Source organism: Lysobacter antibioticus (assembly GCF_000731095.1).
GTDB lineage: Bacteria > Pseudomonadota > Gammaproteobacteria > Xanthomonadales > Xanthomonadaceae > Lysobacter > Lysobacter antibioticus_B.
The window spans coordinates 27,703-42,317 of the sequence record NZ_JMTZ01000028.1 but is presented as its reverse complement, the minus strand read 5'-3'; the positions used below and the strand labels follow the sequence as shown (position 1 = coordinate 42,317).

Here is a 14,615-nt window from a genome sequence, read left to right as displayed (position 1 = left end):
GTCCCCGCCGATACGGCGGGCATCGCCTTGTCTCGCTCATGCCGCCGCCGTTCGACCCGCCATTGCCTCAGCGTGGATGCCGGGCGCTCAGCCTCGGCGCCACGGCTTCATTGCATCGCCCGCTGCAGGCGGGCGACGACTTCGCGCAACTGCGGCAGCCATTCCGGCGCATCGAGAATCTCGAACTCCACGCCGGTCATGGCCAGCAGTGCGACCGCCTGGTCGACCGAGTCGGCGCCGACGTGCAGCAGGCAGTAATGGTCGTCGACGGCCTCGAGCACCCCGCACCAGCTCGGGATGCGGGTAGCGAGCGCTTCGGCCGAGCCTTGCAGGCGCGCGCGCAGGCGATGCGACTGCGAGGGTTGCCGGATGGAGCGCTCGACATAGGTGGCGACGTCCTCGGGCAGGGTGCGCGGCACGAAGCTCGGCCCCGGCGTCTGCACCTGGGCGATGCGGTCGATGCGGAAGGTGCGCCAGTCCTCGCGCTGGCGATCCCAGGCGACCAGGTACCAACGCTGGCCGGTATGCGCCATGCGCAGCGGCTCGACGTTGCGGGTGCTCGGCTTGCCGGTGCGGTCGCGATAGCCGAGCTTGAGCACCAGATGATCGCGGCAGGCGGTGGCCAGGTGGGTCAGGGTATCGACGTCGGGCGTGGCGTTGTTGTGGCTGAGCGACACGGTCACCGAATACAGCGCGCTGACCCGGCGCCGCAGGCGCGCCGGCATCAGCTGGTCGAGTTTGCTGAGCAGGCCGAGTGCGGTGTCCTCCATCCGCGACACGCTGCCGGTGGCGCTGCGTAGGGCCACGGCGACGGCGACCGCCTCGTCGTCGTCGAGCAACAGCGGCGGCAGCGAGGTGCCGGCGGACAATTGGTAGCCGCCCCCGACCCCGACCGAGGCCTGGATGGGGTAGCCCAACTCGCGCAGGCGTTCGACGTCGCGGCGGACCGTGCGCGCCTCCACTTCCAGGCGTTCGCACAGTTCCGCGCCGGTCCAGTGGCGCCGCTGTTGCAACAACGACAGCAGGCGCAGCAATCGGGTAGAGGTCTTGAGCATGGGCCCAGTCTAGCGACTATTTAGGACATATCCTGTCCGCTATTAGTCGTATCCTAAGCCTGTCCCGCGGTACGCCCGCCCTTCGACCAGGAATGCCCTTATGACCGTCCAGACCTATCAGTTGAGCTGCCACTGCGGCGCCGTGCGCTGCGAAGCCGAGGTCGACCTGGCCGAAGGCAGCGGACGCTGCAATTGTTCGATCTGCGCCAAGTTGCGCAAGTGGGGCGCGGTGATCCGGCCGAGCGCGTTCCGCCTGCTGTCGGGCGAGGACGCCCTCAACAATTATCAGTTCGGCGGTTTCGTCGCCCATCATCAATTCTGCAAGCACTGCGGCGTGCACGTGTTCGGCAAGGGCTACGTCGAGGAGATCGGCGGCGACTATTACTCGGTCAACCTGGCCTGCATCGACAACATCGAACACGCCGAGCTCGCCGAGGTGCCGGTGACCTATTTCGACGGCCGCCACAATAACTGGTTCGAAGTGCCGGCGGTGACCAGCCATCTTTGAACCGGCGGCTGCGAACGCTGCGGCGCGGCTGTGCGAGGATGCACGGCCCGACCGCAGCGAAGCCGACGCGATGGATACCGAGCGACTCAAGCAGTGGTGCCGTGCCTACCCGGGCGCGGACGAGGTCTTGCATCCGGCGCCGTCGAACATCCTGGTCTACAGCGTGGGCAAGAAGTTCTTCGCCTACTTCAAGACCAGCGAGCCCGAGCGCTGGCGTTTCAGCCTCAAGGTCACGCCGGACCGCTTCGTCGAACTGACCGACATGCCCGGCGCCAAGCCGGCGCGTTTCATGGGCCGTTATCACTGGGTCACTATCGTCGACGTGCGCCGTCTGCCCGACGACTACTTGCGCGAACTGGTCGATTGGTCGTACCGCAAGGCGCTCGGCGGGCTCAGCCGCAAGCGCCAGGCCGAGATGCTGGCCGATGCCGACGAAGCGCAACGCCTCAGGCTGGCGCCGATCGCGCCGACGAAAGCTGGCCCAAGACTCGTAACGCTGCCGCGACGCGGGCATCGAGCGGATGGCCGTAGTTGAGCCGCAGGCAGTGGGCGTGGCCGCGATGCGCCGAGAAGATCGGCCCCGGCGCGATGCTGATGCCGCGGCGCGCCGCCTCGCGATGCACGCGTAAGGCATCGCGGTCCTCGGGCAGTTCGATCCAGAGGAAATAGCCGCCGTCGGGACGGGTCACGCGCGTGCCCGGCGGGAAATGCTCGGCGACCGCGGCCAGGTAGGCGCTCTGCTGCGCGGCGAGGGTCGTGCGCAGCCGCCGCAGGTGGCGCTCGTAGCTGCCGCGCTGCAGATAGCGCGCGATCGCCAACTGCGCCGGCACGCAGGTCGCCAGGGTGTTGGTGAGCTTGAGCCGCGCCACCTGCTGCGTGTAACGGCCGGCCGCGGCCCAACCGATGCGGTAACCCGGCGCCAGCGTTTTCGAGAACGACGAGCAATGCAGCACCAGTCCGCGCCGGTCGTAGGCCTTGGCCGGCGCCGGCCGGTGCGTGCCGAAGTGCAGCTCGCCGTAGACGTCGTCCTCGATCAAGGGCAGTTCGTGGCGCGCCAGCAGTTCGACCAGTTCGCGTTTCTTCTCGTCCGGCATCGTGCTGCCGAGCGGGTTCTGGAAATTCGTCATCAGCCAGCAGGCCTTCGGCGCGTGGCGTGCGATCGCGGTGGCCAGCGCGCCGAGCTCGATTCCGTCGCGCGGATGGGTCGGCACTTCGATCGCATGCAGGCCGTGGCGTTCGAGCACCTGCAGGGCGGCGTAGAAGCACGGCGACTCGACCAGCACCGCATCGCCGGGCCGGGTCACCGCGGCGATGCACAGGTTCAAGGCCTCGATCGCGCCGTTGCACACGACCAGATCGTTGGCACCGAGCTCGACCCCGCCGATGCGATAGCGCAAGGCGATATGGCGGCGCAGTTCGGCGTTGCCCGGGGTCAGGTCGTCGACCGTGCTGCGCGGGTCCAGGTGCACGGCCTCGTGCGCCATCGCCCGCCCCAGCCTGGCGAGCGGGAACAGCGCCGGGCTCATGAAGGCCGAGCCCAGCGGCACGATGTCGTGGGCCATCGCCGACTCCAGCACTTCGAACACCAACTCGCTGACGTCGACGGGCCGCGACTCGCCGTCCGGCTGCGAGGCCGCATCGGGTTCCGGTGGCAGCGTTCGGGCCTGCTCGCTGACGTAATAGCCCGAGCGCGCCCGCGACTGCACCAGCCCCTGCGCCTCCAGCAGGTAATAGGCCTGGAACACGGTGGACGGACTGAGCTGCCGCGCCGCGCTGGCCTGGCGCACCGACGGCAGCCGCTGCCCGGGCGACAGCAGCCCCTGGCGGATCGAACGGGCGATGTCGTCGGCGAGGGCCTGATAACGCTTCATGTGGGGTCCGAAGAAAGTGGAGGCTGGTCGAAGCTGCTGTTTCCCTTTCCCGCTTTGCGGGGAGGGCATGCCTTTCCCTTCTCCCGCTCCGCGGGAGGGCGCGCTTTATCCCTTCTCCCGCTTCGCGGGAGAAGGTGGCCGAGGGCCGGATGAGGGCCATCGCCGGCCAATCCACAACATCAAGGGACCCTTGGTACCGCTGAGTCCCGTCAAACCCATGCGCACCGCAACACTTCCGCAAGCTGCCCCCTCGTCCCGTCTGGAGCCATGCGACGGTTTCAGCCGGGACGCAACTGACATGGTTTTTTATCCGAAATCTGATTCTACGTCTTCTGATCCGGTCCGGGCAGAATGGTTCCCGTAGCAAGAGCCCCCTCCGGAAGTCCCCCTGCCATGAATCCGCAAGTCGAACTCAACCTGGCCCTGATCCTGTTCGTGCCGTGGTTTTCGATCCTGGCCTGGCTGTTCTGGGCCTATCCGCGCCAGCCGCGCGGCGGCGCCCGCACCGTCTTCGACAGCGCCAGCCTGATCCTCGCGACCGTGCTGGCCGGCTGGGGCATGCACTGGAGCATGCACAACGCCGACCCCAACGCCGGCGCCATCTGGAAACAGGTGCTGGCCAGTTCGGTCGCCTACGGCCTGTTCCTGCTGGTCATGACCCTGGCCATCGTCGTTCGCTGGCGCTGGTTGCGCGCTCGCCGCGCGACCTCTACCGCTGAGCCGGCCGCTCAAGCGGACTCTCACCGAAACAGCACCCGCCCGCTCGCGGGCAAGGCCGAATCATGAAGATCCTGTTCGTCGCCGCCTTTCTCGCGGTGATCCTCTACAACCTCGGCGCCGGCCTGTACTACATGCTGGTCGACAAAGGCACCAGCAAGCGCACCGTCAACGCCCTGACGCGCCGCATCGTCTTCTCGATCGTATTGATCGGCCTGGTCGTGGCCGGCATCGCCACCGGCGTGGTCGAGCCGCACGGCGTCGGCGTTTAAGCCCGGCGCCGGCGCAGGCTAAGCTGGCGGCATCACGCCGCCGAAGCCCGCGCAATGACCCAGGCCCGCATCGTTTCCAACGCCGACACCGCCGAGTACTACTTCGAAGAACGCTGCCACATCATCGAGTGGTGGAATTCCAGCGACGACCCGCAGGCTTCGATCGCGCGCGCCCGCGTCGAGCCCGGCGTTACCACCCGCCTGCACCGCCTGCGCGGCACCAGCGAGCGCTACGTCGTGCTCGAAGGCCGCGGCCGGGTCGAGGTCGGCGACTTGCCGCCGAGCATCGTCGGCCCCGGCGACGTCGTGGTGATTCCGCCGGGCGTGGCGCAACGCATCGCCAACCTCGGCGATGGCGATCTGCTGTTCCTGGCGATCTGCACGCCGCGTTTCGAGCCGGCCAACTACGAAGACATCGATCCGGAGGCCGCATGAGCACGACGGTGCCGACGCTCGGTCTGCGCGAACGCTACCTGGGCTGTCTGCTGGGCCTGGCCTGCGGCGATGCGGTCGGCACCACCGTCGAGTTCAGCGCGCGCGGCAGCTTCGCGCCGCTGACCGACATGGTCGGCGGCGGGCCGTTCGACCTGCGCGCGGGGCAGTGGACCGACGACACTTCGATGGCCCTGTGCCTGGCCGCGAGCCTGATCTACCGACGCGGTTTCGACGCGCGCGACCAGATGAACCGCTACTGCAACTGGCGCGAAGTCGGCTACATGAGCAGCAACGGCGAGTGCTTCGACATCGGCACGACCGTGAGTGCGGCGCTGACCCGCTATCTCGGCAGCGGCGATCCCTTCGCCGGCGACACCGGCCCGCGCGCGGCCGGCAACGGCGCACTGATGCGGCTGGCGCCGGTGCCGATGCTGTGGCGCCGGCATGCCGAGGCGGCCCAGCACTATGCGGCCGAATCCACCCGCACCACCCATGGCGCCGCCGAGGCCCTGGACTGCTCGCGTTTGTTCGCGATGCAGTTGCGCGCCGCGCTGATGGGCGCCGGCAAGGAAGCGGTGCTGACCCCGGCGATGCCGCCGCCGGCGAGCCCCAAGGTGGCGGCCATCCACGCCCGCGAATACGCCGGCAAGCGCGAGGACGCGATCGTCGGCTCCGGCTACAGCGTCGAATCGCTGGAGGCCGCGCTGTGGTGTTTCCTGCACAGCGACGACTACGAAACCGCGGTGCTGCGCGCGGCCAACCTGGGCGACGACGCCGACACCACCGCGGCGATCTGCGGCCAACTCGCCGGCGCGTTCTACGGCATCGACGCGATCCCGCCGCGCTGGCTCGAACGGCTGACCATGCGCGAAGAGATCGCGGCGATGGCGCTGGCACTGTTGGATTTGGCGGAAACGGAGGTTCAGGCTTGAAAGGCCCAGGCAACTCGTTCTTCCAATTGCACTGGCTTGGTCGCGGATGAGTCGGAAATCGCGAAGCGGGTACTAGACTCCGTGCTTAGCTTGTCCTATGACCCGTTGAACGAATAAAAACCATGGATCTATCCGCTATCGAAGAGCGCCTGATCGAATGGGCCCGAAGCGAACCCATCATCGAAAGAGTCCACGTCTTCGGCAGCCGCGTTCGGGGCGAACATCGACCCGACAGCGATATCGACGTGGTCGTCGAGTTGGATCTCGAAGCCGCCCCTGGAGCGGACTTTAGCGGTGGCTTCGCGACGTTCAATTCCCGGTCCAAACGCTGGAACGCACAGCTGGCCGAACTCCTGCCTATGTCCGTGGATCTGGATTTCTACGCCGGTGCCAAGCACACGCCCACCTTGCATGCCGGCTTGCAACGTTCGAGCCGGCTGATCTACGACAAGCGGGTTTGACCGCCGGCGGACGACGCTGCCCGGAAGTGCCGCCTGAGCGATGTCGCCGGGATGGCCGGCGACATCGCGAGGCAGCGCACGCTTCTTCGCGTGGGGACTTCAGGGTGCGGGCCTGCGCACCGTCCAGTTCTGGGTGGACTGCGTGCCGCAGGTCTGGATGGTCAGTTGCGCGCCGGCGGTCGACGAGGTCAGGCACAACCCCGACAAATCGCTGCGCAGTTGGTTGCCGACCTGGTTCCACAACTGGTTGCGGCCGCCGTTGCAGGCGTAGACGATGACCGGCGAGCCGGGGGTGGTGCGGTGCTGTTCGACATCCAGGCAAAGATCGGCCTGCAGGCGCAGACTGCGGTCGACGCCGTGCACCCAGGCCTGGTTTTCGCCGGTATGGCAGCCGTAACCCAGTGCGGGCACGTTGCTCGTCGTCGCGCCGCCCTTGGCGTCGATGCACAGGTTGTTGCCGCTGACCACCGTGCCGCGCAGCGAGTTGCCGATGGCGTTGACCTGGACGCTTCCGACCGCGGTCTTGTCGACGCGGCTTGCGCAGGGCGCGCTGATCTTGGTGCTCGAAACGCTGGCGACCGTGGTGCCGCCATTGCCGATGGGGAGCAGGAACTCCGCGTCCGAGTACGGTTGGTTGTAGCAGTTCGACTTAGGCGAACTCCATTCGAAGTATTCGGTCCAGTTGACCATGCCCTTCGGAGAGAGCTGCGTGGACGCGCTGCGGATGCTGCCGAGCTTGAACGAGCCGCCGCCGGTCAGGTCGGTCACGGTCACGCCGAACCAGCGGTTGCCTTCGTGGGCGACGCGGAAACGGTAGGTATGGCCGGCTGTCCACTCATGGGCCATGCGACAGCTCTTGCCGACGCCTTCGCCGTCGAAGTTCAGACAATAGCTGCCCGCGCTGCCGGCCTTGGCCTCGGTCGCGTCCCATACCGAGAACAGGAACATGCGCGACTTGCCGCCGTTGCTCTGCATGCCGGTGTAGCCGCCGGAGGGCGTTCCAACGAAAGCGAATTGATTGCTCCAATAGACGTTGGCGCGATAGCCGGGATCGGTTTCGACGGTGATGCCGAAATCCACCGAGTCGAGCCCGGCGATGGCGGGGTCGAAGGCGTAGTTGGTGTAGGTGCCCGGCGTATCGCCGGCCGCAGCGCCTAGCGAGAGGAACGACAACAGCAGCAGGCTGCCCCAGCGTTGGATCGATCGCACTATCTTCATGATGGTCTCCGTGGTGGGTTCGCCGTCCGGATGAACGGCGTTCGTGCAGCTCCATCGCCTTGCGCCGGCAGCCGACCCGAGGTGGCGGTCGGTGTTTCCGTTAGCGAGGAGCGTGGCGGCCGTCGCAGCCGTGCCGGCGTGTTCGGCCGGCGATGAGGCTAGGAACGGCGGCTTCGCCGCGGCGCCGGGACGGCGAATCCCGCGATCGTCGTCGCGGAGGATTCGCCTGCCGGCGCTGCGCGTCGGGCGCTTACTTCGTGCGCGGTTTCAAGGCATCCGGCGCGGTCTCGTAGACCGGGTCGGTCAGGCCCTGCAGGCTGCGCGCGCCGCCGCCTTCGACGTCGAGCACGACCACTTCGTTGCGGCCTTTGCGCAACCAGGGAGCGGGCACGAACAGGGTCTGCTGCGGGCCGATCTTCCAGTAGCGGCCGAGGTGACGGCCGTTGATCCAGACATGGCCCTTGCCCCAACCGCGGGTGTCGAGGAAGGTGCTGCCAACACGGTCGAGTTCGAAGCTGCCGCGCCAGAACGCCGGGCCGGTCGGTGCGGTCTTGCTTGAATAACGCAGGCCGCTCAGGTCGCTCAGCGGCAGCGGGTGCATGGTCCAGTCGAACAGTTCCTGCTTGCCAACCGTCACCGAGCGGGTGATGCCCTTGCGCTCTTCATCCAGGTGTGTTCCGAAGTTGATCCGGCCCATGTTCTCGACGAGCAAGTCGAGCCGCTCCCCCGGCTTCAGGTCGGTCGCCAGCTCGCGTTCGCCGAAGCGCCGGTCCAGGGTGCCCACCGGCTTGCCGTCGGCCAGCGCGACCGCGTAGTCGCGCACTTCGTCGACGACCAGCTTGCCGCTGGCGCCCTGCGGCACGGTGTTGCGATAGAGCACGAAGCCGTAGTTCTGGTCGAGCGCTTCCATGGTCCGCGGCAGTTGCGCACGCACCGGCCGGCTCAGCACCGGCAGCGCGTCGAGCACGCTTACCGATTCGCGCAGCACGAACGGCGCGATCGCGATGGTCGGCGTGGCAGACTCGGGAATCGGCGGCAGACTTTCGCCGGCTTCGAGATGACGCCCGATGACCTCGCGCAAGGCGCGGTATTTCGGCGTGATGCGGCCGGCTTCGTCGACCGGCGCGTCGTAGTCGTAGCTGGTGGTGTCGGGTTGATACGGCATGTCGCGGCTGTAGTTCGCGCCCGCCATCCAGCCGAAGCTGGTGCCGCCATGGAACATGTACAGGTTGAACGAGATGCCCTGGCCGAGGAACCAATCGACCGTGCTCGCCGCACGCTCGGGCGGCGTGGTGTGGTGCTGCTCGCCCCAATGGTCGAACCAGCCGGCCCAGTATTCGCCGACCATGCGCGGCCCCTGCGGGCGGAAGGCCTTGAGGTGCTCGAACGAGGCCTTGGCGTCGGCGACATCGCCGTCGAAGTTGATCACCGCGGTGACGCCCGGCAGCGGCCCGCCCTCGAAATAATGCGGGCCGGCGCCGTCGGAGGTGAACAAGGGCAGGTCGAAACCGGCGCCGATCATCTGCCGCTTGATCGTTTCCATGTAATCGCGGTCGCGGCCGTAGGAGCCATACTCGTTCTCGACCTGCATCATCAGGATCGGCCCGCCGCGCGTGCTCAACAGAGGTCCGAGTTCTTCATGGGTGCGGCGCAGGTAGCGTTCGACCGCGGTGAGAAAGCGCGGGTCCATGCTGCGCACGCGCAGGCCGGGGGTGCGCAGCAGCCAGGCGGGAAAGCCGCCGAATTCCAGTTCGGTGCAGATGTAGGGGCCGGGGCGCACGATCACGTCCAGGCCTTCCTCTTTCGCGGTGCGGACGAACGCGGCGACGTCGAGATTGCCGCTGAAATCGAACCGACCCGGCTCGGGTTCGTGCAGGTTCCAGAACACGTAGGTGGTGACCGTGTTGAGGCCCATCGCACGCGCCTGGCGCAGGCGCTCGCGCCAGAACTCGCGCGGAATGCGCGGGTAATGCATTTCGCCGGAACGGATCATGTGCGGCTTGCCGTCGAGCAGGAAACGGTCGCCTTCGATGGCGAAACGCGGCGCGGCGAAACTTCCCAGCGAAGCGAAGGCGAGTCCCAGGCCGAGCAGGGCGGCGGCGATGCGGTGACGACGTGCGCGTTGGATCATGATCGGGTTCCGTAGGTCGGCCGCCGCGCGGGCAGGAAGCGACCCGCGTTATCGGCGAAGGATGAGCGATGCGATGGATGTTGCCTTACGGGTGCACGGCATGAGCCGGCAGTTTTGCGATGACCTCCTTCAGTGCATGAATCTCCAGCGCCTGCTCGGCATACAGGCGCTTGAGCTCGTTGTTCTCGGCCTGCAGTTCGCGAACCCTGGCCGTTTCGGCGACGTCCATGCCGCCGTACCTCGATCTCCAGTAGTAGTACGTCGGCACGCTGACTCCGTGCTTGCGGGCCAGGTCCTTGATCGCGATGCCGCTGTCGGTCTCCTTGAGAATCTCCACGATCTGCGCCTGGGTGAATCGACTCTTGCGCATTGAGCGCCTCCTTCGGGCTCGCTCTGCGGAATGATCTGCGTGCCGGTGTGGTTGGGGGGCAATCGAAGCCTATCGGCAAGGCCGCGCTGGCCCGCCCGTTTGTTGCAACGGGCAGGCCGGGATTATTGACTAGGCAGCCGCTGTCACGGGTGATAACCGATGAACTGCCACTGGTTGTTGTCGGTGGCCGTGGTCGGGAAGTACCAGTACTGGCTGCTGGTCTTCAGCCGGAAATACTTGTCGCCCGACTTGAACACCGACCCCACGCGGCCGTAACGGTTGTTCTCGCCCCATTGGTGAATGGCCATCTCGGGAACGGTTTCGGTCTTGCGGTAGTGGCGGCCCTTGTAGGTCCAGAACTCGTTGCTGGTCTTGTCGACAGGGAAGTACTGCGCCCCTTTCTTGACCAGGGTGAAATATTCGAGATCGCCGGTATTGGGGTTGTCGTAGTAGAAATAGTCGCCGACCGCGACGTAGGCTTCGTTGCGTTCGGCCCAGCTCCTCAGCGGTTGGTTTCGATGGTAGAGATCGTTGATGACGGGATAGCCCCGGCCGATCGACTGCCAATCCGCATTCGACTGCCCTTGCGGCGGGAACGGGCCGTAGGCGCCGTTGTGTTTCGCGCGGTACAGGTAGGGGTAGTCGACGGAGAGGTCGGCCGCGAAGTACATGCCGGCGGTGGCCTGCTTGTTGTACTGGCCCCACTCGTACAGCCCGCGGTACTGATTGCCTACCGCATTGACGGTGCCGTCGCTTTCCGCCCACGAGATCGAGCCGTAGCCGGCATGCGTCATGCCCGGCAGCAGCCACGACGAGTCGCAAGGGTGCGGGCTGCCGTAGGCGGTGCCGTTGAAACTGGCCAGGGCCGTGTCCTGGCCCCAGTTGCCGCGTACCGGCGCAATGGTGGCCCGGGCGTGTCGGAGCGAATAACACTGGTAAGGGTCGGCATAGAAATACTCAAGGAACATTCCATTTTCCTTGTGCAAGCCACCCCAGTTGGAGGGCACGCTGATCTGCCCCAGCACCTCGGCGGTGCCGAGCGTCAGGTCGTACAGCGTCATCTGCCACCAGTCGCCGCCGTAACGCGGACTGGCCTCTGCCCGCATCCTGTACTGGTGCCCGACTTTCCAGGTGTATTGCCCCTTGATGCTGGAGCACGCGCCGAACTCGTAACAATCCACCGGCGGAAGGCGATCGCCCATCGCGCCGGTGCCGTTCCAGATCGATACCAGCGCGCGCTTTTCTCCGCTCGCGCGCTGCATGCCCCAGTAGCCGCCGTTCGCGTTGTTGAACTTGATGTACTGCGCGAAGTAGACGTTCGAGGCGGAGTCGGTGTGCTCGGGGTATTGCTCGCCCGGATCCACGTCGATACGCAGGAAGTAATCCTTCACTTGCGGGGAGGGATTCGCCAACACCCAGGTGCCGGCCGGAGTGGTCGCCGCTGCCGGCGGGGGCGCCGCGGCAAGCAACAGACCGGCCAGGGCCGATGCGGTGTACACGGAAAAGTTAGCCATGCGGGTGTCCTCATGATTCGGTGTTCGAAGAATGGGATGGGTGCAAGCTGCGCCGGGCCGGGTGCTACTTGAACTCGTAACGCAGCACCAGCGAGGTCGTCCGCGGCGCCTGGTATTGGCTCGGAATCAGGAAATTGATATCGGGTACGACCGTGTTGTCGGCGTTGATGTCGGCGCTGAAGGTGTTGTAGCGGTCGGTAATGCCGCGGCGGTTGGTGAGGTTTTGTATGCCGAGGTCGAGGCTGAGCTTGTGGTGTTCGCCGACGCTCAGGTCGTAGCCGACATTCAAATCCAACTGCCAGAACCAGGGCAGCCGTCCCATGGTGCCCGCCGGGGTGACGCCGACCGGGTCGGTCTTCGTGTCGCAGTAATGTCCCCAACTGCCCCAGTTGTACGACAGGCTGTCGACATCGGGCTTCAGGCCGAAGCAGGTGACCGGTTGCCCGGATTGCACGTTGAGGATGCCGCCCACGCGCAGGCCGTTCTTGAAGTAGTAGACGCCGGACGCTGTGAGCTTGTGGCGCACATCGTTGATCAGGTTGCCGTTGGCGCCGAGGGTGATCTCGGGGAAGTCGTAGCGGCCGGTTTGCCCGATGTAGCCCGCGTTATGGCCTTCCAGGTCGAGAAACCCGTTGTCGTTGCCGAACGAACGCGACCAGGTGTAGCTCAGGCCGAGGTAATAGGGTTCGTCGTCGCTGCGATGGTGATTGAGGTCGAAGGTCAGGTGGATGTATTTGTTCTTGGGCTTCGGCAGGCCGAAGGCCGAGGCGGGCACCCGCAGCGATTGCAGTTTGCCGTTGCCGGCAAAATCGCGCAGCACGGTGACGTCTTCGCCAGGATTCACCTCGAAACAGGCGATATCGTCCGCTTCGTAGTCCGGATAGCCGTGCGCATTCGCCCAGTCGACGATGCCCTGGTTGTAACAGGTCTGATTGATGACGCGCTTCAGCGTCGAGTAGCCGAAATCGACTTGCCCGATCCAGTTGCCCGGCAGTTCCTTCTGCACGTAGGCCTGGAACTCGTCCTTGTAAGGCGCCTTCAGGTTGGTCGCGGACACCTCGTGCGTCTGCGGCGGATTGCCGTCGCGCCCGGGAGGAACATAGGCCGGGCCTATCTGGGTGAGGCCGGTCGGCGCCTTGGTGACCGGGTCGATGCCGGTGTAGCGGTACCACTTGGTGGTGGTCGAACGCGCCTGCGCCACGCCGAAGCTGAAGTTGGACGGCATCGACAGCGAGTACCTGCCCAGGTTCGCGCCGACCTTGAGGCTGGAGTCGCTGTTGACGTCCCAGGACAGGCCCAGTCGCGGCGAGTACATCGGGAACGAGAACAAGCGCCGTTCCAGGGCATCCTTGTTGACGTACTTGTCGTAGCGCAGGCCTGCGTAGACCATGACGCGATCGCTCAGCTGCCAGTAGTCCTCGATATAGGCCGCCTGGTTGACCGAGAACATCCGGCCGAACTCGCGATTGAGGAAATGCTGCACGTACTTGCCGTTGACCCGCTCGCCGTTCTGCAACTGCACGGTGTTCGGCCGGTCGTAATAGGTGTACCAGCCGGCGAACGGCGTATGCCAGTCCTGGCCGAGGTAGTGCACGTAATGCTCCAGGCCGAACACGATCTTGTGGTCCTGGAGGTTCCAGGTCAGATCGCCTTTGTAGCCGCGGCGCCAATAGTCGTCGGGACGGAAATTGACGGTGCGCTCGTTCACGCCGATGTTGACCGTCTTCTGGGTGGCGCTGTTGTACTCGTCGACATAGGGAATGTCCTCGGAGCCGTGGGCGCGATCGTTGATCTGGCCCAGGTAGCCGCCCATCAGCCGCAGTTGCAGGTCGTCGGTGATGTTCCAGTGGTAGTTGCCGATCAGCATCCGCTGGCGGGCCGGGGAATGCGAGGTCTGCGAAAACGCGCCCCGCTCGGTCGTGTAGTTGCCTTTCAGCAAGTACGTGTCCGTATCCGACTCGTTCCAGTCGCGCGAACCGATCAGGTTGAAGGTCTGATCGTCGTTGATGTTCCAGGTCAGGTTCACCAGCGCGTTCTTGTTGCTGCTGGTCGTGGTCGTTGCGCGGTTGATGGTGTAGCGGTAGCTCTTCCAGGGCGAGGTCTTGCCCAACAGGACGAACGCGAACAACTTGTCCTTGATCAGCGCGCCCGAGCCCCAGGCATACTGCGTCGCGCTCGAATCGCGGTGATTGTTGGACACGTACTTGTAGTAGGAGTCGTCGCCGCCGTAGATGTCCTTCTCGCGCGGGTTCAGCAGGCGCGACGTCGGCGGCGTCAGGTACAGCGAATAGCCCGCGCGAAAGCTGTTGCTGCCCTGGCGCACCGTCTGCGCCATGATGCCGCCGGTGGCGTTGGTCCATGAGGCGCCGAAGCTGCCCGCTAGCACTTCGGTGTCCTGGATGGCTTCCCGCGGCAGGCGGTTGGAGCCGAGCGAGGTTCGGTCGTTGGTCGTATCGAACTCGTTCAAGTAATAACGATTCTCGGCCGGCGAGGCGCCGCCGAGCTGCACCAGACCGGTGGTGTTGGAGTCGTGGCGTGCGTTCGAGCGCAACAGCGCGATGCGTTCGGGAGTCGCCGACGGAGGCAGGGGTAGGCCGTTGATCAGTTCGCGGCTGTAATGATTGGTAAGTTCCGGGGTCGACACGTCGATCGGCGTGACTTCGGTCGCCATCGAGGTACCGGTCACGACGACGGTATCGAGCTCGGTGGCCGCGTTCTGCGCACTCGCCGCGGCGACGGCGGTGTCGCTGTTCGGCCGCACGCTGATCCGGTTCTCGGAAAGCAACTGCCCATCGCGGCTGATTTTTACCGTGTAGCCGCCGGGGTTGAGGCCGGAGGCGGTGTAGCGGCCGTTCGCATCGACTTTGAGTTCTCTGCGGAAGCCCGTTTCCGGGTTTTCGACCAACACGCTCACCTGGCCCTGCGTCGGCGCGTATCCGTACAGGCCGCCGGTGATCGATTGGGCCTGCGCGGTACCGGCGCAGGCCATCACGGCCATGAGGCTCCACGCGAGCCGGGACCGCTCGATCTGCACGCGCCGCTTGTTCGCTTGCTGCTGCAACTTCATTACGCCCTCCCCCTTGCTGACTGCTGATCGGATCTAGTTCTATTTATCATATATAAGTACTTAT

14 protein-coding genes are annotated in these 14,615 nt (G+C 65.7%); 7 read left to right on the top strand and 7 right to left on the bottom strand.

What is annotated here, in order from left to right; translation table 11 throughout:
- Positions 1-107: 107 nt before the first annotated feature.
- Complete coding sequence (locus EX88_RS0110560; RefSeq protein ID WP_031371960.1) at positions 108-1,055, bottom strand: helix-turn-helix transcriptional regulator; 948 nt, start codon at positions 1,053-1,055, stop codon at positions 108-110.
- Between the two features lie 100 nt (positions 1,056-1,155).
- On the opposite strand from EX88_RS0110560, the gene EX88_RS0110555 reads away from it, so the two are divergent.
- Positions 1,156-1,563 (top strand): GFA family protein, encoded by a 408-nt coding sequence (locus EX88_RS0110555; protein ID WP_031371959.1) that lies wholly within the window; start codon positions 1,156-1,158, stop codon positions 1,561-1,563.
- Between the two features lie 70 nt (positions 1,564-1,633).
- A complete protein-coding gene (locus EX88_RS0110550; protein ID WP_081930861.1) occupies positions 1,634-2,098 on the top strand; it encodes an MmcQ/YjbR family DNA-binding protein in 465 nt (154 codons plus the stop codon).
- On the opposite strand, the gene EX88_RS0110545 is transcribed toward EX88_RS0110550, so the two are convergent.
- On the bottom strand, positions 2,010-3,434 hold the full coding sequence (locus EX88_RS0110545; protein WP_031371957.1) for a PLP-dependent aminotransferase family protein: 1,425 nt from the start codon (positions 3,432-3,434) through the stop codon (positions 2,010-2,012). The genes EX88_RS0110550 and EX88_RS0110545 overlap by 89 nt on opposite strands.
- 393 nt (positions 3,435-3,827) lie before the next feature.
- Between EX88_RS0110545 and EX88_RS0110540 the strand changes: the two genes are divergently transcribed.
- The 5 genes from EX88_RS0110540 to EX88_RS0110520 all read left to right on the top strand — a co-directional run bounded on the left by EX88_RS0110540 (position 3,828) and on the right by EX88_RS0110520 (position 6,251).
- Complete coding sequence (locus EX88_RS0110540; protein ID WP_200875823.1) at positions 3,828-4,220, top strand: hypothetical protein; 393 nt, start codon at positions 3,828-3,830, stop codon at positions 4,218-4,220.
- Positions 4,217-4,423, top strand: coding sequence for a twin transmembrane helix small protein (locus tag EX88_RS0110535; protein WP_031371955.1), 207 nt, complete (start codon positions 4,217-4,219; stop codon positions 4,421-4,423). Before EX88_RS0110540 ends, EX88_RS0110535 begins: the two co-directional genes overlap by 4 nt.
- Positions 4,424-4,477: 54 nt before the next feature.
- Positions 4,478-4,858, top strand: coding sequence for a cupin domain-containing protein (locus EX88_RS0110530; protein ID WP_031371954.1), 381 nt, complete (start codon positions 4,478-4,480; stop codon positions 4,856-4,858).
- On the top strand, positions 4,855-5,790 hold the full coding sequence (locus EX88_RS0110525) for an ADP-ribosylglycohydrolase family protein (protein WP_031371953.1): 936 nt from the start codon (positions 4,855-4,857) through the stop codon (positions 5,788-5,790). The genes EX88_RS0110530 and EX88_RS0110525 overlap by 4 nt, the downstream gene beginning before the upstream one ends.
- A gap of 122 nt (positions 5,791-5,912) precedes the next feature.
- A complete protein-coding gene (locus tag EX88_RS0110520) occupies positions 5,913-6,251 on the top strand; it encodes a nucleotidyltransferase family protein (protein ID WP_031371952.1) in 339 nt (112 codons plus the stop codon).
- A gap of 99 nt (positions 6,252-6,350) precedes the next feature.
- Here EX88_RS0110520 and EX88_RS0110515 read toward each other — a convergent pair whose 3' ends face one another.
- From EX88_RS0110515 to EX88_RS0110495, 5 genes are all read right to left on the bottom strand, one after another.
- The gene (locus EX88_RS0110515; protein WP_051884919.1) at positions 6,351-7,469 is read right to left on the bottom strand and encodes an RICIN domain-containing protein; all 1,119 of its coding nucleotides are present in this window, start codon (positions 7,467-7,469) and stop codon (positions 6,351-6,353) included.
- A gap of 250 nt (positions 7,470-7,719) precedes the next feature.
- On the bottom strand, positions 7,720-9,600 hold the full coding sequence (locus EX88_RS0110510) for a glycoside hydrolase family 35 protein (RefSeq protein WP_036148548.1): 1,881 nt from the start codon (positions 9,598-9,600) through the stop codon (positions 7,720-7,722).
- An 85-nt stretch (positions 9,601-9,685) separates the two neighbouring features.
- Entirely contained in the window at positions 9,686-9,970 is a 285-nt protein-coding gene (locus tag EX88_RS0110505) for a transposase (protein ID WP_031371949.1), read from the bottom strand.
- Positions 9,971-10,113: 143 nt separating this feature from the next.
- Entirely contained in the window at positions 10,114-11,484 is a 1,371-nt protein-coding gene (locus EX88_RS0110500; protein WP_031371948.1) for a hypothetical protein, read from the bottom strand.
- A 64-nt stretch (positions 11,485-11,548) separates the two neighbouring features.
- Positions 11,549-14,551 carry a TonB-dependent receptor gene (locus EX88_RS0110495; protein WP_051884917.1) on the bottom strand — a complete coding sequence of 1,001 codons (3,003 nt, stop codon included), beginning with the start codon at positions 14,549-14,551 and terminating at the stop codon, positions 11,549-11,551.
- Positions 14,552-14,615 lie beyond the last annotated feature (64 nt).